20 protein-coding genes are annotated in these 21,137 nt (G+C 69.6%); 12 read left to right on the top strand and 8 right to left on the bottom strand.

Features of this window, described 5'->3' with window-relative positions; genetic code table 11:
- Positions 1 to 43: 43 nt before the first annotated feature.
- Positions 44 to 2,722, bottom strand: a complete 2,679-nt coding sequence (locus tag AC1ECW_RS13350; RefSeq protein ID WP_481202025.1) for a bifunctional acetate--CoA ligase family protein/GNAT family N-acetyltransferase — start codon at positions 2,720 to 2,722, stop codon at positions 44 to 46.
- Positions 2,723 to 3,045: 323 nt separating this feature from the next.
- Between AC1ECW_RS13350 and hpf the strand changes: the two genes are divergently transcribed.
- From hpf to hprK, 3 genes are all read left to right on the top strand, one after another.
- Complete coding sequence (gene hpf, locus AC1ECW_RS13345) at positions 3,046 to 3,399, top strand: ribosome hibernation-promoting factor, HPF/YfiA family (protein WP_481202024.1); 354 nt, start codon at positions 3,046 to 3,048, stop codon at positions 3,397 to 3,399.
- Positions 3,400 to 3,626: 227 nt separating this feature from the next.
- Entirely contained in the window at positions 3,627 to 4,097 is a 471-nt protein-coding gene (locus AC1ECW_RS13340; protein ID WP_409702797.1) for a PTS sugar transporter subunit IIA, read from the top strand.
- Between the two features lie 80 nt (positions 4,098 to 4,177).
- Entirely contained in the window at positions 4,178 to 5,137 is a 960-nt protein-coding gene (hprK, locus tag AC1ECW_RS13335) for an HPr(Ser) kinase/phosphatase (RefSeq protein ID WP_409702795.1), read from the top strand.
- A gap of 21 nt (positions 5,138 to 5,158) precedes the next feature.
- Here the strand turns inward: hprK and fur are convergent, their stop codons facing one another.
- Positions 5,159 to 5,593 (bottom strand): ferric iron uptake transcriptional regulator, encoded by a 435-nt coding sequence (gene fur / locus AC1ECW_RS13330; protein ID WP_409702793.1) that lies wholly within the window; start codon positions 5,591 to 5,593, stop codon positions 5,159 to 5,161.
- 120 nt (positions 5,594 to 5,713) lie between these two features.
- Here fur and AC1ECW_RS13325 point away from each other — a divergent pair, with 120 nt between their 5' ends.
- Genes AC1ECW_RS13325 through holA form a run of 5 tightly spaced genes read left to right on the top strand, consistent with a single transcriptional unit; the run spans position 5,714 to position 11,404 of the window.
- Positions 5,714 to 6,247, top strand: a complete 534-nt coding sequence (locus AC1ECW_RS13325) for an outer membrane protein assembly factor BamE (RefSeq protein WP_481202023.1) — start codon at positions 5,714 to 5,716, stop codon at positions 6,245 to 6,247.
- Between the two features lie 45 nt (positions 6,248 to 6,292).
- The gene (gene dapB / locus AC1ECW_RS13320) at positions 6,293 to 7,096 is read left to right on the top strand and encodes a 4-hydroxy-tetrahydrodipicolinate reductase (protein ID WP_409702789.1); all 804 of its coding nucleotides are present in this window, start codon (positions 6,293 to 6,295) and stop codon (positions 7,094 to 7,096) included.
- 20 nt (positions 7,097 to 7,116) lie between these two features.
- On the top strand, positions 7,117 to 9,786 hold the full coding sequence (leuS, locus tag AC1ECW_RS13315; RefSeq protein WP_409702787.1) for a leucine--tRNA ligase: 2,670 nt from the start codon (positions 7,117 to 7,119) through the stop codon (positions 9,784 to 9,786).
- Positions 9,773 to 10,279, top strand: a complete 507-nt coding sequence (locus tag AC1ECW_RS13310; protein ID WP_409702785.1) for an LPS-assembly lipoprotein LptE — start codon at positions 9,773 to 9,775, stop codon at positions 10,277 to 10,279. The genes leuS and AC1ECW_RS13310 overlap by 14 nt, the downstream gene beginning before the upstream one ends.
- Before the next feature lie 9 nt (positions 10,280 to 10,288).
- A complete protein-coding gene (gene holA, locus AC1ECW_RS13305; RefSeq protein WP_481202022.1) occupies positions 10,289 to 11,404 on the top strand; it encodes a DNA polymerase III subunit delta in 1,116 nt (371 codons plus the stop codon).
- Here the strand turns inward: holA and AC1ECW_RS13300 are convergent.
- From AC1ECW_RS13300 to AC1ECW_RS13275, 6 genes are read right to left on the bottom strand one after another with little or no spacing between them, the layout of a single operon-like run.
- The gene (locus AC1ECW_RS13300; RefSeq protein ID WP_481202021.1) at positions 11,398 to 12,327 is read right to left on the bottom strand and encodes a 2-hydroxyacid dehydrogenase; all 930 of its coding nucleotides are present in this window, start codon (positions 12,325 to 12,327) and stop codon (positions 11,398 to 11,400) included. The two genes, holA and AC1ECW_RS13300, sit on opposite strands and share 7 nt — an antisense overlap.
- Positions 12,324 to 12,848: a CinA family protein gene (locus AC1ECW_RS13295; RefSeq protein WP_409707719.1), complete on the bottom strand. Its 525-nt coding sequence runs from the start codon at positions 12,846 to 12,848 to the stop codon at positions 12,324 to 12,326. Before AC1ECW_RS13295 ends, AC1ECW_RS13300 begins: the two co-directional genes overlap by 4 nt.
- A complete protein-coding gene (locus tag AC1ECW_RS13290; RefSeq protein WP_481202020.1) occupies positions 12,848 to 13,387 on the bottom strand; it encodes a phosphatidylglycerophosphatase A family protein in 540 nt (179 codons plus the stop codon). Before AC1ECW_RS13290 ends, AC1ECW_RS13295 begins: the two co-directional genes overlap by 1 nt.
- A gap of 17 nt (positions 13,388 to 13,404) precedes the next feature.
- A complete protein-coding gene (gene thiL / locus AC1ECW_RS13285; RefSeq protein ID WP_481202019.1) occupies positions 13,405 to 14,364 on the bottom strand; it encodes a thiamine-phosphate kinase in 960 nt (319 codons plus the stop codon).
- Between the two features lie 2 nt (positions 14,365 to 14,366).
- A complete protein-coding gene (locus tag AC1ECW_RS13280; protein WP_409707725.1) occupies positions 14,367 to 15,035 on the bottom strand; it encodes a response regulator transcription factor in 669 nt (222 codons plus the stop codon).
- Positions 15,032 to 17,107, bottom strand: coding sequence for a two-component system sensor histidine kinase NtrB (locus AC1ECW_RS13275; protein ID WP_409707728.1), 2,076 nt, complete (start codon positions 17,105 to 17,107; stop codon positions 15,032 to 15,034). The genes AC1ECW_RS13280 and AC1ECW_RS13275 overlap by 4 nt, the downstream gene beginning before the upstream one ends.
- A 258-nt stretch (positions 17,108 to 17,365) precedes the next feature.
- Here AC1ECW_RS13275 and AC1ECW_RS13270 point away from each other — a divergent pair, with 258 nt between their 5' ends.
- From AC1ECW_RS13270 to AC1ECW_RS13255, 4 genes are all read left to right on the top strand, one after another.
- Entirely contained in the window at positions 17,366 to 19,663 is a 2,298-nt protein-coding gene (locus AC1ECW_RS13270) for an NADP-dependent malic enzyme (RefSeq protein ID WP_409707731.1), read from the top strand.
- Between the two features lie 283 nt (positions 19,664 to 19,946).
- Complete coding sequence (locus tag AC1ECW_RS13265; RefSeq protein WP_409707734.1) at positions 19,947 to 20,330, top strand: guanyl-specific ribonuclease; 384 nt, start codon at positions 19,947 to 19,949, stop codon at positions 20,328 to 20,330.
- 30 nt (positions 20,331 to 20,360) lie between these two features.
- Positions 20,361 to 20,756 carry a barstar family protein gene (locus tag AC1ECW_RS13260; RefSeq protein WP_409661125.1) on the top strand — a complete coding sequence of 132 codons (396 nt, stop codon included), beginning with the start codon at positions 20,361 to 20,363 and terminating at the stop codon, positions 20,754 to 20,756.
- A gap of 41 nt (positions 20,757 to 20,797) precedes the next feature.
- The gene (locus AC1ECW_RS13255; RefSeq protein WP_409707737.1) at positions 20,798 to 20,926 is read left to right on the top strand and encodes a hypothetical protein; all 129 of its coding nucleotides are present in this window, start codon (positions 20,798 to 20,800) and stop codon (positions 20,924 to 20,926) included.
- Positions 20,927 to 21,137 lie beyond the last annotated feature (211 nt).

Below are 21,137 nucleotides of genomic sequence, written 5' to 3'. Positions count from 1 at the left end.
GATGGCATCCCGCGGCTTTCCCGGATAAGGCGACAAAGGGAGCTCAGCCGTCCTGCAGCGGCAGTCTCAGCCAAACCGCCCCGGGCTCGCGCGTCATGTCCACGCGGAAGCCGAGCTGGCGCGCCAGCGTGCTCATCGCAGTGTTCTCGGGCAGGCAGTGGCCCACCAGCTCGCGCGTGCCGCGTGCGCGCAGGTAGGCGATCATGTGTTGCAGCAGGTAGCGCCCCAGGCCCCGACCCTGCAGGCCGCTGCGCACCTGGATCGCAAACTCGGCGGTGTGGTTGTCCGGATCACACACGGCGCGCACCTCGCCCCAGATCTCGCCGGCCGCCTCACCCAGCGGCTCGGCCACGAAGCTCATCTCGCGGTCGTAGTCGATCTGGCTGTAGCGCGCCAGCTCCGAGCGCGGCACCTCGCGGCGCGCCATGAAAAAGCGCAGCCGCAAGTCCTGCGGGTCGGCCCGGCCGTAGAAGTCTCGCAGCGCAGGCTCGTCCTCCGGACGGATGGGCCGCAGCCGCATCGGCTGCCCGCCCCAGTCGAAGCCGTGCTCCAGCTCCACCGGGTAGGGCCGGATCGCCAGGCGCTCCACCGCCGTGCCGGTGGCCGGTGCAATCACCACCCGCGCATCCAGCGCGATCACGCCCTGGTCGTCGGCCAGCAAGGGGTTGATGTCCAGTTCCACCACCTCGGGCAGCTCACACAGGAGCTGTGATACCCCCATCAGCGCCGCCTCGAGGGCCGCCGGGTCCACCGGCGCGCGGTCGCGGTAGCCCGCCAGCAGGCGCGACACCCGCGTGCGCCCGATCAGGTCACGCGCCAGCGCCACGTTCAGCGGCGGCAGGGCCACCGCCCGGTCGCGCACCACTTCCACGGCCGTGCCGCCTTGGCCGAACACGATCGCCGGCCCGAACAGCGGATCGCTCAGCGCCCCCACCAGCAGTTCGTGGGCACGCGGGCGCTGCACCATCGCCTGCACCGTATAGCCGGCCAGCACCGCGTCCGGACGCAGTCGCTGCACCCGCTCGCGCATCGCCTGCGCGGCCTGCGCCACCTGCGAGGCGTCCTGCAGCGCCAGGGCCACGCCGCCCACGTCGGACTTGTGCGAGATCTGCGGCGACAGAATCTTGAGCACCACTGGAAAGCCGATGGCCTGGGCGGCTTGCACCGCGGCGGCTTCGTCGGCCGCCACCCGGGTCTCGACCACCGGCAGGCCATAGGCGGCCAGCAAGGCCTTGGCCTCTGGCTCGTCGAGCCGCCGGCGTCCGGCCTGCAGGGCCTGCGCCAGCACGGCCCGGGCCGCCGCCCGGTCGGGTGGGGGGCCGGCCGGGACCGACGGCGGCGTCTGCATCAGCGCCTGCTGGTTGCGCTGGTAGGTCACCCGGTGCAAGAAGGCCCGCACTGCCTGCTCGGGCGTGTCGTAGCCGGCGATGCCGGCTTTGCGTGTGAGCGAGCGCGCCTGCGCCACCGCCGTCCCACCCAGCCAGCAGGTGAACACCGGCCGGGCGGCATCGCGCATGCGCGGCAGCACGGCCCGGGCGATGGCCTCGCTGGGCACGATCGCCGTGGGCGCGTGCATGAACAGCACGGCATCCACACCCGGGTCGCCCAGCACGGCATCCAGCGCCGCGGTGTAACGCGCCACGGGCGCATCGCCGATCAGGTCCACCGGATTGCCGTGCGACCAGGTCGGCGGCAGCACCGCATCCAAGGCCTGTAGCGTGGCCGGCCCGAGCTCGGCGAGCCGCCCGCCGCCCAGGGCCAAGGCATCGGCCGCCAGCACCCCGGCCCCGCCGCCATTGGTGAGGATGGCCAGGCGCTCGCCGGCCGGTGCCTTCATGCGCGACAGCGTCTCGGCCGCATCGAACAGCTCGGTCAGTGTGTCCACACGCAGCATCCCGGCGCGCCGGACGGCTGCATCGAAGACCGCATCGCCACCGGCGATCGCCCCGGTGTGCGAGGCCGCCGCCCGGGCCCCCTCGGGGGCCCGGCCCGCCTTGACGACCAGCACGGGCTTGTTGCGCGCGGCCGCGCGTGCAGCCGACATGAACTTGCGCGCCGCCTGGATGGATTCGATGTACATCAGGATCGCCCGGGTCGAGGCATCGGTGGCCAGATAGTCCAGCAAATCCCCGAAGTCCACGTCGGCGGCATTGCCCAGCGAGACGAAGTGCGAGAAGCCCAGATCACGTGCATTGGCCCAGTCCAGCAGCCCGGTGGCCAGGGCGCCGGACTGCGAGACGAAGGCCAGCGAGCCGGGCCGGGCCCCGGTATGGGCAAAGCTCGCGTTCAGGCGCCATCCCGGCACCAGCAGGCCCACGCAGTTGGGACCGAGGATGCGCAGCAGGTGTGGCCGGGCCGCCTCCAGCATGGCTTGGCGCAGGCTGCGCCCGCCGTCGGCCGACACTGAGCCCAGGCCGGCACTGAGCACCACAGCCGCCCGTGTGCCACGTGCCCCGAGTTCGGCCACCAGGGCCGGCACCGTGGGCGCGGGCGTGCACAGCACGGCCAGGTCGGGCACGCCGGGCAGGGCCGCAACCGAAGGCCAGGCCCGCTGCCCGGCCACGAACTCGCGCCGCGGATGGACCGGCCACACCGGACCGGCAAAGCCGCCGGCCTGCAAGTTGTGCATCACCAGCCGGCCCAGGCTGCCCTCACGGTCGGAGGCACCGATCACGGCCACCGAGGCCGGGCGGAACATCGCGTCCAGGTTGCGGATGCTCAAGACGGGACTCCCCTGTCGTCACGACATCGTTGCCGTCAGCCTAGCGGCCAGCGGCGCGCCGGCCTTGACCTGGCTCAAGGGCTTGGAGTCGATAGGGGGGGAGGGGGCCGGACGACACGTCCAGCGGCGGCTGGCGATGTCCAGCGATGAATCATGCCCCAGCTCGGCCCGCTTGGGGAGAGCGGCCGCACCCGGGTTTCGGGTATTGCGTCACCGTCTTGTCACGACGGCCCCCGAGGAGCACACTGGGTTCGGGCCATCGGCCCGGGTCGGCGCACCCTCCTGGGGCACGACTCCCTCACTCCCTCGGAAAGGAGGTTCGAATGAATCTGACGATCAGTGGCCACCACCTGGAAGTGACACCCGCTCTGCGCGAGTATGTGCTCACCAAGCTCGACCGGGTCACCCGGCATTTCGACCAGGTGGTGGACATCAACGTGCTGCTCACGGTCGAGAAACTGAAGGAAAAGGAGCGACGCCAGAAAGCCGAGGTCAACCTGCACGTCAAGGGCAAGGACATCTTCTGCGAAACCGCCCATGAGGACCTGTACGCCGCAATCGACGAACTCATGGACAAGCTCGACCGCCAAGTCGTCAAGCACAAGGATCGTCTGCAGGACCATCACCACCGCTCGCCCAAGCGCCTCAACGGCGACATGGACGAGCCAGTGTCATAAGTGAACACACACATTGCATTGGCGCCGGCGGCCTGCGGGCCGCCGTTTGCCTTCCTGAGCGGCTGCCCGCGGCGCTTGCTGCGACGCAACAAGCTGTGCACAATGCCCGAGGTCGCTGGGGAGTGCGCTCTATACGCCACAGGGGCGCTTCCTATAATTCAACGTTTTGTCACGAAGACGCGTGGGCACAGGTTGACCCCAACCGCCAAGCCCGGCGCGGTGACCGCATGAACCGTCTCGCAGCCATCCTCCCCGCCAGCAACGTGCTGGTGAACGTGGACGCCACTAGCAAGAAGCGGGCTTTCGAGCACGCCGGCCTGCTGTTCGAGAACCAGCACGCCATCGCCCGCGCGACCGTGACGGACAATCTTTTTGCCCGCGAACGCCTGGGCTCCACGGGCCTGGGCCATGGCGTGGCCATCCCGCATGGCCGTATCAAGGGCCTGAAGAACCCGCTGGCCGCCGTGCTGCGGGTGCAGCAGCCCATCCCCTTCGACGCCCCCGACGACGAGCCCGTCAGCCTGCTGATCTTCCTGCTGGTGCCTGAGGCGGCCACCCAGCGCCACCTGGAGATCCTCTCCGAGATCGCCGAGCTGCTCAGCGACCGAGAATTGCGCGAGCGCCTGAAGACCGAGACCGAGGCCGCCAAGGTTCACGAGCTGATCTCCAACTGGGAACCGCTGAAATCGGTGGCCTGAACCTTGGCCACCGGAGCGGGGCTGGTGCAGCGGACCCACTAGGGTGACAGCCCCCACCGAAAGCGGTTACAACCCGCCCCATGAAGCCCACCGTCATCAGTGCCGAGGCCCTGTTCGAGGCCCACCGGGCCGCGCTCAAGTGGCAGTGGATCGCCGGCCACGCCCATCCCGAACGCCGCTTCGACGAAGTCGCCGTGCGCGATGCCCAGTCGGCCGCTGATCTGGTGGGCTACCTCAACTACATCCATCCCTACCGGGTGCAGATCGTCGGCCGGCGCGAGGTCGACTACCTGGCCAACGCCGAGCCCGAGGACCAGGCCCGTCGCATCGCCCGCATCGTCACGCTGGAGCCGCCGGTGCTGGTGGTGGCCGATGGTCAGACCCCGCCCGACCAGCTCGTGGCGATGTGCGAGCGTGCCGAGATCCCGCTGTTCGTCACCCAAGAATCGGCCGGCTTCGTCATCGACGTGCTGCGCAGCTACCTCGCGCTGCATTTCGCCGAGCGCACCACGCGCCACGGCGTCTTCATGGACATCCTGGGCCTGGGCGTGCTGCTCACCGGCGAGTCGGGCCTGGGCAAGAGCGAACTGGGCCTGGAGCTGATCTCGCGCGGCAACGGCCTGGTGGCCGACGACGCGGTGGACCTGTACCGCGTCTCGCAGACGGCCATCGAGGGCCGCTGCCCCGAGCTGCTGATGAACCTGCTGGAGGTGCGCGGCATCGGCCTGCTCGACATCAAGGCCATCTTCGGCGAGACCGCGGTGCGCCGCAAGATGCGCCTGAAGCTCATCGTGCACCTGGTGCGCAAAGAGACGATGGAGCGCGACTTCGAGCGCCTGCCCTACGAGCCGTTGTATGAGGACGTGCTGGGCCTGCCGGTGCGCAAGGTGGTGATCGCGGTGGACGCCGGCCGCAACCTGGCCGTGCTGGTGGAGGCCGCCGTACGCAACACCATCTTGCAGTTGCGCGGCATCGACACCTACAAGGAATTCATCGAGCGCCACCAGCGCGCCATGGAACGCGACGACACCAGCCTGTGAGCGGCCGCCGTCCGGCCCTGCTCAGCGTTCGCCGTGATGGCCCTTGCAGCCCTCGCGGCCGCACACCACGTACAGGGCCAGCGAGTGGTCCTGCAGCTCGTAGCCGCGTTCTTTGGCGATCTGCTGCTGACGCCGTTCGATCTCCGGGTCGAAGAACTCCTCGACGCGGCCGCACACCACGCACACCAGGTGGTCGTGGTGCTTGCCCTCGTTGAGCTCGAAGACGGCCTTGCCGGCCTCGAAATGGTTGCGCGAGAGGATGCCGGCCTGTTCGAACTGCATCAGCACCCGGTAGACCGTGGCCAGCCCGATGTCCGAGCCCTCGGCCAGCAAGGCCTTGTAGACATCCTCGGCCGTCATGTGGCGCATCGTGCCCTTCTGGAAGATCTCGAGGATCTTCATGCGGGGCAAGGTGGCTTTCAGGCCGCTGCTCTTGAGTTCTTCCAGGGTGGTCATGGGCACTCCGCAGGCTTGTGGACATTCGGCGCGCTGCGAAGCGCCGGCACCGTGCTGGGTAGAATCTTCGCATCATATCGGGCCCGCCTGCGCTCGTCTGCCCTCTCCCGAGAAACCCTGATGACCCAAGCTTTGCGTCCCGCCCTTGCCGCCCTCGCCCTGTTGTCGCTGGCCGGCTGCGCCGCGCGCGACGACGGCGCCGTGCTGGGCCTGCTCACCCCCTACCGCGTGGAAGTGGTGCAGGGCAACGTGGTCACCGCCGAGATGGCCCGCGCCGTGCGCCCCGGCATGAGCCGCACCCAGGTGCGCGAGATCCTGGGCTCGCCGCTGCTGACCGACCCCTTCCACGCCGACCGCTGGGACTACGTTTTTGCGATCCGTCGCGCCGGCACGCAGCCGCAGACGCGCCGCGTCACCGCCCATTTCGAAGGCGACCGCCTGGTGCGCCTGGACGCCGACGAGCTGCCCACCGAGGAGGCCTTCGTCGCCTCGATCGACAACTTCCGCAAGCCGCGCAGCGTGCCGGTCCTGCAGCTCACCGAGGAGCAGATGCGCCAACTGCCCGCCCCGCGCCCGGCGGCCGAGCCCGCCGCCGCTGCTGCGGCCGAGCCGCCGACGCGCGAGTACCCCCCGCTGGAACCGGCGGCCCGCTGAGGGCCGGTCCTACCCTCTGCCTTTTTTCGCCCGACGAGTCCTGACATGACCCATCCCATCGCCATTGCCGGCAGCTCCGGCCGCATGGGCCGCGTGCTGATCGAAGCCGTGCTGGCCGCCGACGACTGCCGGCTGGCCGGCGCCCTTGACCGCGAGGGCAGCCCGGCCCTCGGTCAGGATGCCGCCGCTTTCCTGGGCCGCAGCAGCGGTGTGAGCATCGGCGCCGACCTGCGCGCCGGCCTGAAGGATGCGCGCTTCCTGATCGACTTCACCCGCCCCGAGGGCACGCTGGCCCACCTGCAGGTCTGCCGCGAACTGGGCGTGAAGGCCGTGATCGGCACCACCGGCTTTTCCGAAGCTGAGAAAGCCGAGATCGCACGCATCGCGCAAGACATCGCCATCGTGATGGCGCCCAACATGAGCGTGGGTGTCAACGTCGTGCTCAAGCTGCTCGAGACCGCCGCGAAGGCGTTGGCGCAGGGCTACGACATCGAGATCATCGAGGCCCATCACCGTCACAAGGTCGATGCTCCGAGCGGCACCGCGCTGAAGATGGGCGAGGTGGTGGCCCAGGCCTTGGGCCGCGACCTTGCGCAATGCGCCGTCTACGGCCGCGAGGGCGTGACCGGCGAGCGCGACCCCTCCACCATCGGCTTTGCCACCGTGCGCGGCGGCGACATCGTGGGCGACCACACCGTGCTGTTTGCCGGCACCGGCGAGCGCATCGAGATCACGCACAAGTCCAGCAGCCGTGCCACCTATGCCCAGGGCAGCCTGCGCGCCGTGCGTTTCCTGGCCGCCCAGGAGCGCGGCCTGTTCGACATGGCCGACGTGTTGGGCCTCCAATAAGAAAGCCGTCCTCCCGCACCATGAGCACCGAGACCACGCCCTACGATCCCCGCCAGGTCGAGGCCGCCGCCCAGGCCCACTGGCAAGCCCGCGACGCCTACCGCGTCACCGAGGATGCGAGCCGCAAGAAGTTCTACGCCTGCTCGATGCTGCCCTACCCCTCGGGCAAGCTGCACATGGGCCACGTGCGCAACTACACGATCAACGACATGTTGACGCGCTACCTGCGCATGAACGGCTACAACGTGCTCATGCCCATGGGCTGGGACGCCTTCGGCTTGCCCGCCGAGAACGCGGCGATGAAGAACAAGGTGCCGCCGGCGCAGTGGACCTACGCCAACATCGCCCACATGAAGGGGCAAATGCAGGCCATGGGCCTGGCCATCGACTGGTCGCGCGAGATCGCCACTTGCTCGCCCGATTACTACAAGTGGAACCAGTGGCTCTTCCTGAAGATGCTGGAGGCGGGCATCGCCGAGCGCCGCACCCAGGTGGTGAACTGGGACCCGGTGGACCAGACCGTGCTGGCCAACGAGCAGGTGATCGACGGACGCGGCTGGCGCTCGGGCGCGCTGGTGGAAAAGCGCGAGATCCCCGGCTACTACCTCAAGATCACGAAGTACGCGCAGGAGCTGCTCGACCACGTGCAGCACCACCTGAGCGGCTGGCCCGAGCGTGTGCGCCTGATGCAGGAGAACTGGATCGGCAAGAGCGAGGGGGTGCGCTTTGCCTTCCCGCACGAGATCCGCGACGCCTCGGGGGCACTGATCCAGGACGGGCGGCTGTACGTCTTCACCACGCGCGCCGACACCATCATGGGCGTGACGTTTTGCGCCGTGGCGCCTGAACACCCGCTGGCCACGCATGCGGCGGCGCGACGTCCCGAACTGGCGGCCTTCATCGAGCGCTGCAAGCAAGGCGGCACCACCGAGGCCGAGCTGGCGCTCAAAGAAAAGGAGGGCATGCCCACCGGCCTGACCGTGCAACATCCTCTGACCGGCGAGGCTGTGCCCGTGTGGGTGGGCAACTACGTGCTGATGAGCTATGGCGACGGCGCGGTGATGGGCGTGCCGGCGCATGACGAGCGTGACTTCGCGTTCGCGAAGAAGTACGGGCTGCCGATCAAGCAGGTGGTCGCCGTCGAGGGCGAGCGCTATTCCACCGAGGCTTGGGCCGAGTGGTATGCCGACAAGCAGCGCGGGCGCTGCATTGCCTCGGGTGTGCTCGACGGCCTGTCCTACGCCGCCGCGGTCGACAAGGTCGCCGAGCTGCTGGCCGCCAAGGGGCTGGGCGAGAAGAAGACCACCTGGCGCCTGCGCGACTGGGGCATCAGCCGCCAGCGCTACTGGGGCACGCCGATTCCCATCATCCACTGCGACGACTGCGGCGCCGTGCCGGTGCCCGAGCAGGATCTGCCGGTGGTGCTGCCCGAGGACCTGATTCCCGATGGCTCAGGCAACCCGCTGAACAAGTGCGAGAGCTTCCTGAAGGTGGACTGCCCCCGCTGCGGCAAGCCGGCGCGCCGCGAGACCGACACGATGGACACCTTCGTGGACAGCGCGTGGTACTACATGCGCTACTGCGACCCGAAGCGTGACGACCGCATGGTGGCCGAGGGCGCGCAGTACTGGATGCCGATGGACCAGTACATCGGCGGCATCGAACATGCCATCTTGCACCTGCTGTATGCACGTTTCTGGACCAAGGTGATGCGGGATCTGGGCCTGGTGAAGGTAGACGAGCCCTTCACCAAGCTGCTCACCCAGGGCATGGTGCTCAACCACATCTACTCGCGCCGCACCGACAAGGGCGGCATCGAGTACTTCTGGCCACACGAGGTGGACAACGTCTACGACGATCAAGGCCGTATCACCGGGGCCCGGCTCAAGCGCGACGGCTCGGCCGTGACCTACGAAGGCGTGGGCACGATGAGCAAGAGCAAGAACAACGGCGTGGACCCGCAGGACCTGATCGACCGTTACGGCGCCGACACCGCCCGCCTGTTCACGATGTTCGCCGCGCCGCCGGAGGCCACGCTGGAGTGGAACGACGCTGGCGTCGAGGGGGCCCACCGCTTCCTGCGCCGCGTCTGGAACTATGCCCAGGCCCACCGCGACCTGCCGGCGAAGATGCTGATGCCGGGCTTGGCCACCGAGATCATCTGGCACGCCGCGCCGGTCGAGGTGAAGAAGCTGCGCCTGGAGATCCACCGGCTGCTGCAGCAGGCCACGCATGACTACGAGCGCATGCAGTACAACACCGTGGTGTCGGCCTGCATGAAGATGCTCAACGCGCTGGAGGGCTTCGACGCCCGCGCCGATGCCGGCGCCGACTACGCGGCCTGGGCCGTGGGCGAAGGGCTGGGCATCTTGCTGCGCGTGCTCTATCCGGCCTGCCCCCACCTCACCCACGTGCTGTGGAGCGAGCTGGGGTATGCCCAGCGCTTCGGCGATCTGCTCGACGCGCCCTGGCCGCTGGTGGACGAAGCCGCGCTGGTGCAAGACGAGATCGAGCTCGTCTTGCAGGTCAATGGCAAGCTGCGCGGGGCGATCAAAGTGGCGGCCAGCGCCGACAAGGCGGCCATCGAGGCCGCCGCACTGGCCGCGCCGGAGTTCGCGAAATTCAGCGAGGGCAAGCCGGCCAGGAAGGTCATCGTGGTGCCTGGGCGTCTCGTGAATGTGGTGGTCTGAGCCCCGTCTTGCGCGCCGGCCCGTGCTGGCGCTGGCCGGTCTGGGCCTGCTGGCCGGCTGTGGTTTTCGGCTGCGCGGTGCCACGAGCCTGCCCTTTCGCAGCCTGCGCCTGGGTTTCGACCCGCTGTCACCAATGGGCCAGGAACTGCGCCGCCAGCTCGCCGCGGTGCCGGACCTGCGCCTGGTGGACGACCCGCGCCAGGCCGAGGCCGTCTTCGAGGTGCTGGAAGACGGCTTCCAGCGCGGCGTGGGCAGCCGCACCTCGGCCGGCCAGATCCGCGAGCTGACGCTGCAGCTGCGGTTGCGCTTTCGTCTGCGCCGCTCCGATGGCGAGCTGTGGTTGGACGAAACGCAGCTGTCGCTCAATCAAGCCATGAGCTACAACGAGACCGCCTCGCTGGCCAAGGAGAGCGAGGAGGCGCAGCTGCTGCGCAGCATGCGCGAGGACATCGCCGCCCAGGTGATTCGCCGCTTGGCGGCGCTGCAGCGCTGAGTCAGGCCCATGCAAGTGCGCTTCGATCAACTGGTCGCGCATCTGCGTCAGGGCTTGCGCGGTTTGTACGTCGTGCACGGCGACGAGCCGCTGCAGGTTCAGGAGGCCGGCGACGCGATCCGCGCGGCCGCCCGGGCTGCCGGCCATGGCGAGCGCAGCGTCTACACCGTTGCCGGGCCGGGGTTCGACTGGAGCGAGCTGCTCGCCGGGGCCCAGGCGCTGTCGCTGTTCTCGGCCCGACGGCTGGTGGAGATCCGCATTCCCAGCGGCAAGCCGGGCAAGGACGGCAGCGAGGCGCTGCAGCGCTATGCACAGGCGGTTGCCGGGGGGCTGGGCGAGGAGGTCGTGACGCTGGTGATCCTGCCGCGGCTGGACAAGGCCACGCAGGCCAGCGCCTGGTTCAGCGCCCTGGACGCCGCCGGCGTGAGTGTGCGCATCGACCCCATCGACCGCAAGGCCCTGCCCCAGTGGATTGCACAGCGCCTGGCCGCCCAGGGCCAGCGCGTGCAGGCCGGCGAGGCCGGGCAGCGCACGCTGGCCTTCTTCGCCGACCGGGTCGAAGGCAATCTGCTGGCCGCCCACCAGGAGATCCAGAAGCTCGGCCTGCTGTACCCCGAGGGGGAACTCAGCTTCGAGCAGGTCGAGGCTGCGGTGCTCAACGTGGCGCGCTACGACGTCTACAAGTTCACCGAGGCCGTGCTGGCCGGCCAGGTGGCCCGTGCGCTGCGCATGCTCGATGGCCTGCAGGCCGAGGGCGAGGCCGCCGTGCTGGTGCACTGGACGCTGGCCGAAGACATCCGTGCGCTCAAGCGCGTGAAGGATGCCACCGCGGCGGGCCGCCCGCTGCCGATGGCCTTGCGCGAGAACCGGGTCTGGGGTGTGAAGGAAAAGCTCTACGAGCGTGTGCTGCCCCGCCTGCCCGACACGGTGCTGCACGGCCTGCTGCAGGCCGCCCAGGTCTGCGACGGCCTGGTCAAGGGCCTGCCCCATCCGGACTGGCCGGCCGACCCCTGGCAGGCCCTGCGGCGGCTGACGCTGATGTTGGCCGAGCCCTGCGCCGGCATCACTGGCCCGGCCCCGCCGGCGGGGCCGCGGTGTCTTGCTTTGAAGCCGTTGGCTCAGTAGCCCACCGCCCGATCCACCAGATGGGCCAGCGGCCGGCCCTCGCGCAGCGCGCGGATGTTGCGCGCCACCACCTGTGCCGCCGAGCGCGGATCGGTCGCGGCCGCCACATGGGGGCGTACCGTCACGCGCGGATGCCCCCAGAAGGGATGGTGCTGCGGCAGAGGTTCGTCACGGAAGACATCGAGCACGGCATGACGCAGGTGGCCGGCATCGAGGGCGGCCAGCAGATCGGTCTCGACCACATGCCCGCCCCGCGCGAGGTTGACGAGCGAGGCGCCCGGCCGCATCGCGGCCAGCGTGGTGGCGTTGAAGAGGCCCTGGGTGTCCGGCGTAAGCGGCAGCAGGTTGACCACGATGTCGGCCTCGCCCAGCAGGGCGTGCAGGCCCTGGCGGCCCCGTGCGACCTCCACCCCCGGCATGGCCATGCCGCGCCGGCTCCAGCCGCTCACGCGGTAGCCGTTGGCCACCAGGCGCCGCGCCGTGGCGCGGCCCATCTCGCCCAGGCCCAGCACGGCCACGTGCACTTCGTCGGCACGGCGCTGGGGGTGCTGTTGCCAGCACCGTTCGCGCTGCTGGGCGGTGTACAGGTCGTGGTCGCGGTGCAGGTGCAGCACGGCCCACAGCGCGGTCTCGGCCATCGCGGTGTTCATCGCCGGGTCGACCATGCGTGCGAGCGGCACGCCGGTGGGCACGGTGGGGTCGCGCAGCAGCTTGTCCACCCCGGCCCACAGCGACTGGATCAGGCGCAGGCCGGCCAGGCCCTGCAGGCTGCCCGGCGGCGGGTTGGCCACCACGGCGATGTCGATGTCGTCGGCCTCCTCGCGCTGGCGCACCCAGCGCTCGCCAGGCAGCGCAGCCTCCAGGCAGGCCAGCCACTGCTCGGCTTCGCCCGGGTCGAACGTCCCGGCCAGCAGGATCGTCACGGGGCGGCCTCCAGCAGGGCGCGCACCCGTTGCAGCGCATGCCGCGTGGCCGCCGCACGCACCTGGGTGCGGTCGCCGGCAAAGCGCCGGCATTCGGTCTCGACGAAGTCCTGGCCGCGGGCCCAGGCGAACCACACCGTGCCCACGGGTTTGCGTGGGCTGCCGCCGCCCGGGCCGGCGATGCCGGTGGTGGCCACGCCAACCTGCGCCCCCGAGCGCTGCAGGGCCCCCATGACCATGGCCATGGCCACCTCGCGGCTGACCGCACCGTGGCGCTCGATCAAGTCCGGCGGCACGCCCAGCGCCTCGCTCTTGGCCTGGTTGGAGTAAGTGACGTAACCCCGCTCGAACCAGTCGCTGGAGCCGGCCATCGAGGTGCAAGCCGCGGCCACGAGCCCGCCGGTGCAGGATTCGGCCGTCACCAGGCGCCACCCCCGCCCCTTTAGGCCCTGGGCGAGTGCACCCAGCAGGGTTTCGAGGGCCTGCACTTCGACGAGCCGATCGAGTCCGAGGCTGTCCATCACGCGGTGAAGAAGACCCACAGCGCAATCACCAGCAGGGTGCACAGCGCCGCGACGAAATCGTCGAACAGGATACCGAAGCCCCCGCGCCAGCCGCCCCCCTTGAACGCGCGGTCGGCCCAGCCCACCGGGCCGGCCTTGAGGGCATCGAAGGCGCGGAACAGGATGAACGCGGCCAGGTGGCGCGACCACAGCGCCTCGCTCGAGGTGGGTGTGACCAGCCACAGCACGGTCCAGAAGGCGAGGATCTCGTCCCAGACGATGCAGCCCGGGTCCTGGGTGCGCAGGTGGCCGGCGGTGACGGTGCAGGCCCACCACCCCACGAGGGTCCCGAAGACGAGCAGCCCGGCCCAGTGCCGGTCGGCCAGCCAGGGATCGAGCACGAGAAAGCTCAGCCAGGCCCACAGCGTGCCCACGGTGCCGCTCGCCCAGGGACTGAGCCCGCTGCCAAAGCCCAGCGCGATCGCATGGGCGGGATGGGACCAGAGGAAGCGCCCGGTGGGACGCACCGGGCCTTCGGGCGCGGCGCCGGGGGTCATGTTGGAAGTGGCAAGGGTCACGTTCGGAAATGGTCGAAGGAAGTCCAGGTGTTCGGCAGGGGCTGGCCCTGTGCATCCATCAGGCGCAGCCCAGGCTCGGCCTCGATGCAGCCGATGCGGCTGACGGGCACGCCGGCGGCCTGTGCCGCATGAGCCACGGCCTGCCGCTGCGCGGCCGGGGCGGTGAAGAGCAGCTCGTAGTCGTCCCCGCCGGCCAGGGTGCACAGGCGCTGCAGCGCCAGCGGCTGGGCGGCCAGCTCGGCGCTGCGCGGCACGGCGTCCACCTCCAGACGCGCTCCGCAGCCCGAGCGCTGCAGCACGTGGCCGAGGTCGCCCAGCAGGCCGTCGGACAGATCGATCGCGCTGCTGGCCACGCCGCGCAGGGCCAGGCCCAGCGCCACGCGCGGCTGTGGGCATTCCATCGCGATGCGCACGCGCTCGAAGGCCTCGCCAGGCAGGCTCACCGTGCCGCGGAAGACCTCCAGCGCCAGCCGTGCATCGCCCAGGCGGCCGCTCACGTACAGCTCGTCGCCGGGCCGCGCGCCGCTGCGCAACAGGGCCTGGCCGGCAGGCACCTCGCCGAAGATGCTGACGTTGATTGCCAGCGGCCCGCGCGTGGTGTCGCCGCCCACCAGCTCGCAGCCGTGGGCGTCGGCCAGTGCGAACAGCCCGCGCGCAAATCCCGCAAGCCAGGCTTCCTCGGCCTGTGGCAGGGCCAGGCTGAGCGTGAAGGCCAGCGGGCGTGCCCCGCAGGCGGCCAGGTCCGACAGGTTGACCGCCAAGGCTTTGTGGCCCAGGCGCTCCGGGGCCACCGTGGACAGGAAATGCCGCCCCTCGATGAGCAGGTCGGTCGAGGTGGCAAGCTGCTGGCCCGGCGTCAGGGACAGCAGGGCGCAGTCGTCGCCCACGCCGAGCGCGGCGCGGCGCACAGGGCGCGTGAAATGCCGCGCGATCAGCTCGAATTCACCCAGGGACATGCTCAGGCGATCGGAGGGGTGGGCAGCTCGCGCAGCAGGTTGGCCAGCTCGACGGCAGACTTCACCTCCATCTTCTCGAACACCCGCGCACGGTGGACCTCGACGGTGCGCACGCTGATGTCCAGCTCGTCGGCGATGAGCTTGTTGGGCCGGCCCTCCACCACCAGGCGCATCACGTCGCGCTCGCGGTCGGTCAGTTCGGCCAGGCGGCGATGGATGGCCTGCACGGTGCGCAGGTGCGCCAGCACCTCGGCGCTGCGCGCCAGGGCCTGTTCGACACGGTCGACGAGCGCGTTGTCGGAAAAGGGCTTCTCGACGAAATCGAAGGCCCCGCGCTTGACCGCCGCCACCGCGGTGGGCACGTCGGCATGGCCGGTGAGGAAGATCACCGGCAGCGCCTCGACCAGGCCGCGTTCGATCAGGCGGTCGAACAGCGCCAGCCCGCTCATGCCCGGCATGCGCACGTCCAGCAGCAGGCAGCTCGGGTCGCGCAGGTCCAGCGGGCCCGAGATGCGACGCTGGTCCAGAAAGGCCTCGAAAGCCTCGGCCGAGGCGTAGCCCTCGGACAGCAGCCGGCGCGAACGCAGCAGCCAGGCCAGGGCGTCGCGCAGCACGTCCTCGTCATCGACGAGGTAGACGGTGGGGATGCCGGCGTCGGCAGGAACGGTCATCGCGTGGGCTCCTCGCTGGGGGTGGTCTGCGGCGGCGCGTTGCGGCGCGGCGCCGCCCGCTCGGCCGGCAGGGTGAAACGGAACTCCGTGCCGGCGCCTTCCCCGAGATTTTCGAACACCAGCGCACCGCCGTGCTGCTCGATCACCGTGCGGCACAGGCTCAGACCCAGGCCCATGCCTTCGCTGCGGGTCGTGAAAAAGGGGGTGAACAGCCGAGAGGCCACCTCGGGTGCGATGCCCGCGCCCTGGTCGATCACCGAGAAACGCACCCAGCGCGCATCGGCCTGGCGCACCCGGATGCGCAGCACGCGCCGCTCCAGCGGCTGATCCTCCATGGCCTGGATGGCGTTGCGCGTGAGGTTGAGCAGCACCTGCTCGACCATCGTGCGGTCGCACACCACGCGCGGTACCGGTGCCCCCGGCCCGGGCCAGTCCAGCTCGATGCGCGTGGCGCTCTTGCGCGCCTGCAGGCGCACCAGGGGCATGATGGCGTCGATGAGCTGGTCAGCGCGCAGAGCCTCGCGGATGTGCTCGCGCCGGCGCACGAAGTCGTGCACGCTCTTGATCACCCGGCCGGCACGCTCGGCCTGTTCGGCGATGCGCTCCAGCGCCTGCAGGATCATGGCCTGCATGTCGGCGTCCACCGGGCCGCTGCGCATCAGGTTCACCGACCCCGTGGCGTAGCTGGAGATGGCCGCCAGCGGCTGGTTGAGCTCGTGGCTGAGCAGCGAGGCCATCTCGCCCACCGTGGCCAGCCGCGCCGTGGCCTGCAGCTTCTCGTGCTGCTGACGCGACAGTTCCTCGACGCGCCGCTGGTCGCTCAGGTCGAGCACGGCCCCCATCCAGCCCGCCTGCCGCCCCTCGCGGTCGACCAGCGGGGCTTCGTAGACCATCACCGGGAAGCGCTCGCCGTTGCGGCGCATGAAGGTGGTCTCGTAGCCCTCGCGCGGGGGCAAGGTGCCCGACAGCCGCACCTGCTGGCGCTGCGTGTATTCCTGCACCATCTCGGGGGGCCAGTACGGCGGGGAGTCCTGACCGATGGTCTTGCCGATCAGCTCGTGCGGCTCGAAACCCACCATCGCGCAGAAGGCCGGGTTGACATAGGTGATGCGCCCGTCCAGGTCGCGCGCGCGCAAGCCGGTGACCAGCGAATCCTCCATGGCCTTGCGAAAGGCCAGGGCCTCGGCGAGATCGTGCTCGGCCTGGGCGCGGCGCCGCACGTCGCGCGCCAGCAGCGCCACCACCGCCGCCAGCGCCAGCGACAGCCCCAGCACCAGGGCCACCGCCAGGTTGGGGATCAGGGCCGGTTGACCCGCCCCGCTGTCCAGGCGCAACTGCAGGGTGTTGCCCGGCAGGTCGATCAGGCGCTGGGCCACGAAGACCCCCTGGCCGCGTGGCACCGCCCCGGCGCGTGCCAGACGGGTGCCGTCGCCCTCGACGAAGGCCAGCTCGTAGCCCTTGGCCGTCTCGGGCGCAACGGCCTCGCCGAGCACGCTTTGCAGCGCATAGGAGGCCACCATGAACCCCGACAGGCGGGCCTGTTCGGTCACCGGCAGGCACACGTCCATGACCTCCAGGCCCAGGCCGCCGGGCAGGGGCACGAAATAGCTGCGCGAGTAGGCCGGCCCCGACAAGCGGCGCGCGTTGGCGCAGGCCACCTCGGCATCCACCCGCAGTTCGTCGCGCGGGATCACGGTGAACAGCGGTGTGCGATAGGGGCTGTCCACCCCCTGGATCAGGCGGAAGTCCAGGTCTCGGCGCTCGATGCGCACCAGCTCGCGGCGCGCGCGCAGCAGGTCGGCCGCATCGGCGCGCCACTGCGGCAGTGAGGGCTCGTTCCACAGCAGCGCCTGCAGGCTTTGCAGGTCGCGCGACAGGCTCTGCCGGACCTCGCCGGCTGCCTCGGCGGCCGCCCGTTCGACGCGGTCCTGGGCTCGCGCCGTCTCGTACTCCATGGTGAGCTTGACCAGCGCGGTTTGCGCCACCACCAGCAAGGCCACGAGCGCACCCCACAACATGGGCCTGCGCCAGGGGCGCGGCCGGACGGGCGGTGGCAGCTCGGTGGACATCATGGCATTGTGAGGCTTGCGCGGCCGTCAGAACCTGCCACGACACTATCGCCCCCGGCCCCTGGGAGCGGCGTACGCACTTTTGCGAATCGGCGGCCGCCGCGGGCTTTGCCACACTGGCCGCGATGCGGCCTGCGCATCGGCCCATGCGGGAAACGCACGCCGGCCGGCTGCCCCCCTCCTACAATCCTGGCCCACCGTGGCAGCGCGCCGCGGCCGGTGGGCCGCCGTCCGACCCGCCGAGCTCACAAGGGAATCACCATGTCGTCTGCCGAAGACAAACGCGCCGAACTGCGCCAGGCCGCCCTCGAGTACCACGAGTTCCCCACCCCCGGCAAGGTGGCCATCGCCGCCACCAAGCAGCTCGTCAACCAACGCGACCTCGCCCTGGCCTATTCGCCCGGCGTGGCCGCGGCCTGCGAGGAAATCGTGGCCGACCCGGCCAACGCCTTTCGCTACACCTCCCGCGGCAACCTGGTCGCGGTGGTCACCAACGGCACGGCCGTGCTGGGCCTGGGCGACATCGGCCCGCTGGCGGCCAAGCCGGTGATGGAAGGCAAGGGGGTGCTGTTCAAGAAATTCGCCGGCATCGACGTCTTCGACATCGAGATCAACGAGAAGCACGACCTCGACAAGCTGGTGGACATCATCGCCGCGCTCGAGCCCAGCTTCGGGGGCATCAACCTCGAGGACATCAAGGCGCCAGACTGCTTCTACGTCGAACGCCGCCTGCGCGAACGCATGAAGATCCCGGTCTTCCACGACGACCAGCACGGCACGGCCATCGTCGTGGGCTCGGCCGTCATCAACGGCCTGAAGGTGGTGGGCAAGGATCTGCGGCAGGTCAAGCTGGTCACCTCCGGCGCTGGCGCGGCCGCCCTGGCCTGTCTGAACCTGCTGGTGAAGCTGGGCATCCCGCGCGAGAACATCTGGGTCACCGACATTGCCGGTGTGGTCTACCAGGGCCGCACCGAACTCATGGACCCGGACAAGGCCCAGTTCGCGCAAGACACCCCGCTGCGCACCCTGGCCGAGGTGATCGAAGGCGCCGACATCTTCCTGGGCCTGTCTGCCGGTGGCGTGCTCAAGCCGGAGATGGTGGCGAAGATGGCCGCCAAGCCCCTCATCCTGGCGCTGGCCAACCCCACGCCCGAGATCCTGCCGGAAGAGGTCAAGGCCGTGCGCGACGACGCCATCATGGCCACCGGCCGCACCGACTACCCCAACCAGGTCAACAACGTCCTGTGCTTTCCCTACATCTTCCGTGGGGCGCTGGACTGCGGGGCCACCACGATCACCGACGAGATGGAAATCGCCGCGGTGCACGCCATCGCCGAACTCGCCCAGGCCGAGCAAAGCGAGGTGGTGGCTGCCGCCTATGCCGGCGCGACGCTGAGCTTCGGGCCCGAGTACCTGATCCCCAAGCCCTTCGACCCGCGGCTGATGATGCGCATCGCGCCGGCCGTGGCCAAGGCCGCGGCCGACTCCGGCGTGGCCACCCGGCCCATCGCCGACCTCGACGCCTACCGCGAGAAGCTGCAGAGCTTCGTCTATGCCTCGGGCACCACGATGAAGCCCATCTTCAACGTGGCCAAGCGAGCCAAGAACAAGCGCATCGTCTACTGCGAGGGCGAGGAGGAGCGCGTGCTGCGCGCCGTGCAGGTCGTGGTGGACGAGCACCTGGCTCGCCCCACGCTGATCGGCCGCCCCGAGGTGATCAAGCAGCGCATCGAACGCTTCGGCCTGCGGCTGCAGCAAGACCGCGACTACGACGTCGTCAACACCGAATACGACCACCGCTACCGCGACTACTGGCAGACCTACCACCGCATGACCGAACGCAAGGGCGTGACCCAGCAGCTCGCCAAAATCGAGATGCGCCGGCGCCTCACGCTCATCGGCGCGATGCTGCTGCACAAAGGCGAGGTCGACGGCATGCTGTGCGGCACCTGGGGCACCACGGCCATGCACCTGCACTACATCGACCAGGTCATTGGCCGGCGGGCGGGTGTCAAGACCTACGCCTGCATGAACGGCCTGATCCTGCCCGGCCGCCAGGTCTATCTGGTCGACACGCACGTGAACCACGACCCCACGGCCGAGCAGCTCGCCGAGATCACCGTGCTGGCGGCCGAGGAGATGCTGCGCTTTGGCATCCAACCCAAGGCCGCGCTGCTGTCGCACTCCAACTTCGGCTCCAGCAACCAGCCTTCGGCCGTGAAGATGCGCCAGGCCCTGGAGCTCATCCGCACCCAGGCTCCGTGGTTGGAGATCGACGGGGAGATGCACGGCGACGTGGCCCTGGACGCAGCCGCCCGCAAGGCCCTGATGCCCAACAGCACGCTGTCCGGCGAGGCCAATCTGCTGGTGCTGCCCAACATCGATGCGGCCAACATCAGCTACAACCTGCTCAAGACGGCCGCCGGCGGCGGCATCGCCATCGGCCCCGTGCTCCTGGGCGCGGCCCAGCCGGTGCACATCCTCACCCCCTCGGCCACGGTGCGCCGCATCGTGAACATGACCGCGCTGGCGGTGGCCGACGCCAACGCAGGGCGCTGAGGTCCTGGGGCCGTGGGCTTGAACACCCCTGGCCCCCCGCCGCGGTCCGGCCCGGCGCCCGCCGGACCCGCTGTGGCCGTGACGGCGGGATGAAAACCACGCCGCAAAAAGCTATATCTGTCAGCGTGCGCCCACTTCGATGGGTCTTAAAATCCCCTGACGCTGCTGAAATTTGAGGCACAGCCTTGTGGTTTTGGTGCCGATTCGCTACCATGGCGGCTTCAGGATTCAGGGAAAACCCGTGGCAACCGCTGCAAGGTCACTTCGGTGGCAGTCACTCCGGATGTTAGGAGTCACTACCGCCGCAGTGCTGGCGATGGTCCTGGGTCACAACGATGTCACGGCCCGGGAAGCTGCGCCGGGCCTGAAAGCCGGCGTCGATGTGGTCGCTTTGAGCGACCTGCCCCGTCAAGCCCAGGACACCCACCGGCGCATCCTCGCCGGCGGCCCCTTCCCGTACGACAAGGACGGGACCGTGTTCTTCAACCGCGAGCGGTTGCTGCCGCCCAAGCCGCGCGGCCACTACCGCGAGTACACGGTCAAGACCCCGGGGGTGCGGCATCGCGGGGCGCGGCGCATCGTCTGTGGCGGCGTGCCTCCCACGAAACCTGAGGTCTGTTACTACACCGATGACCACTATGCGAGCTTTCGCCGGATCATCGAATGAAGCGCTTTTGAAGCAACGAGGATCGTGACCATGCTTTTGCAGACCGTCCGTCCGAACATCGTCCAATCCATCCGGGCCTTCCGGGTGGAGGATCTGATGCAGGCCGCCCGAGACACCGGTCAGCACTTTCTGTACGCGAATCTGGCCCAGGCCCAGACGAAGCAGGACGTGCTGGAAGGCATTGCCGAGGCCTTCCTGTTCCCGACGCACTTCGGCAAGAACTTCGATGCGCTGTACGACTGCATGACCGACCTGGTCAACAAGTCGGGCCCGCAGCCGGGCTTCATCGTCGTGCTGGAGCAGATTCCCGACAACCCCCGCTTCGACCGCGAGGCGCGCGAGCAACTGCTCGACGTCTTCCGCGACGCGGCGGACTTCTGGGGCGACCGAAAGGTGCCCTTCAGGTGTTTCTATTCTTTTCTGTAGCCCGCTCCCAGGAAATCGGGTCATGGGAGCGGGCGAACGAGATGGCCCACAGCGAGATCACCGTCAAGCCGGCCGCCAAGGCCTCCAAGACCTCCGGCCCGAGCTTCGGCACCCACATGCCGCTGATGAGCAGCGCCTTCGACACCTCGGCCTGGCTCGCGGCAGCCTGAAGCGGCGCGGCCCACACCAGCAAGCGGCTCCTTGTGAGCCGCTTGTTTTTTTGCGCCTGCTGAGCCGCCCCCCGCCTTGAAGCGCCCGTAACCACCCGCAACCTGCGGCAACTCTTTGTAAAACCCGCGATTGCTGGCTTCCCAAGGCGGCGGGGCCTTGTCCATACTGCGCCGCGCTCTGAGACCGAGCGTTCCATCGTCGAGCGGGCGC

The organism is Caldimonas hydrothermalis (assembly GCF_056746695.1).
The sequence above is the reverse complement of the archived record's forward strand: the minus strand, read 5'-3'. Positions and strand labels throughout refer to the sequence as shown.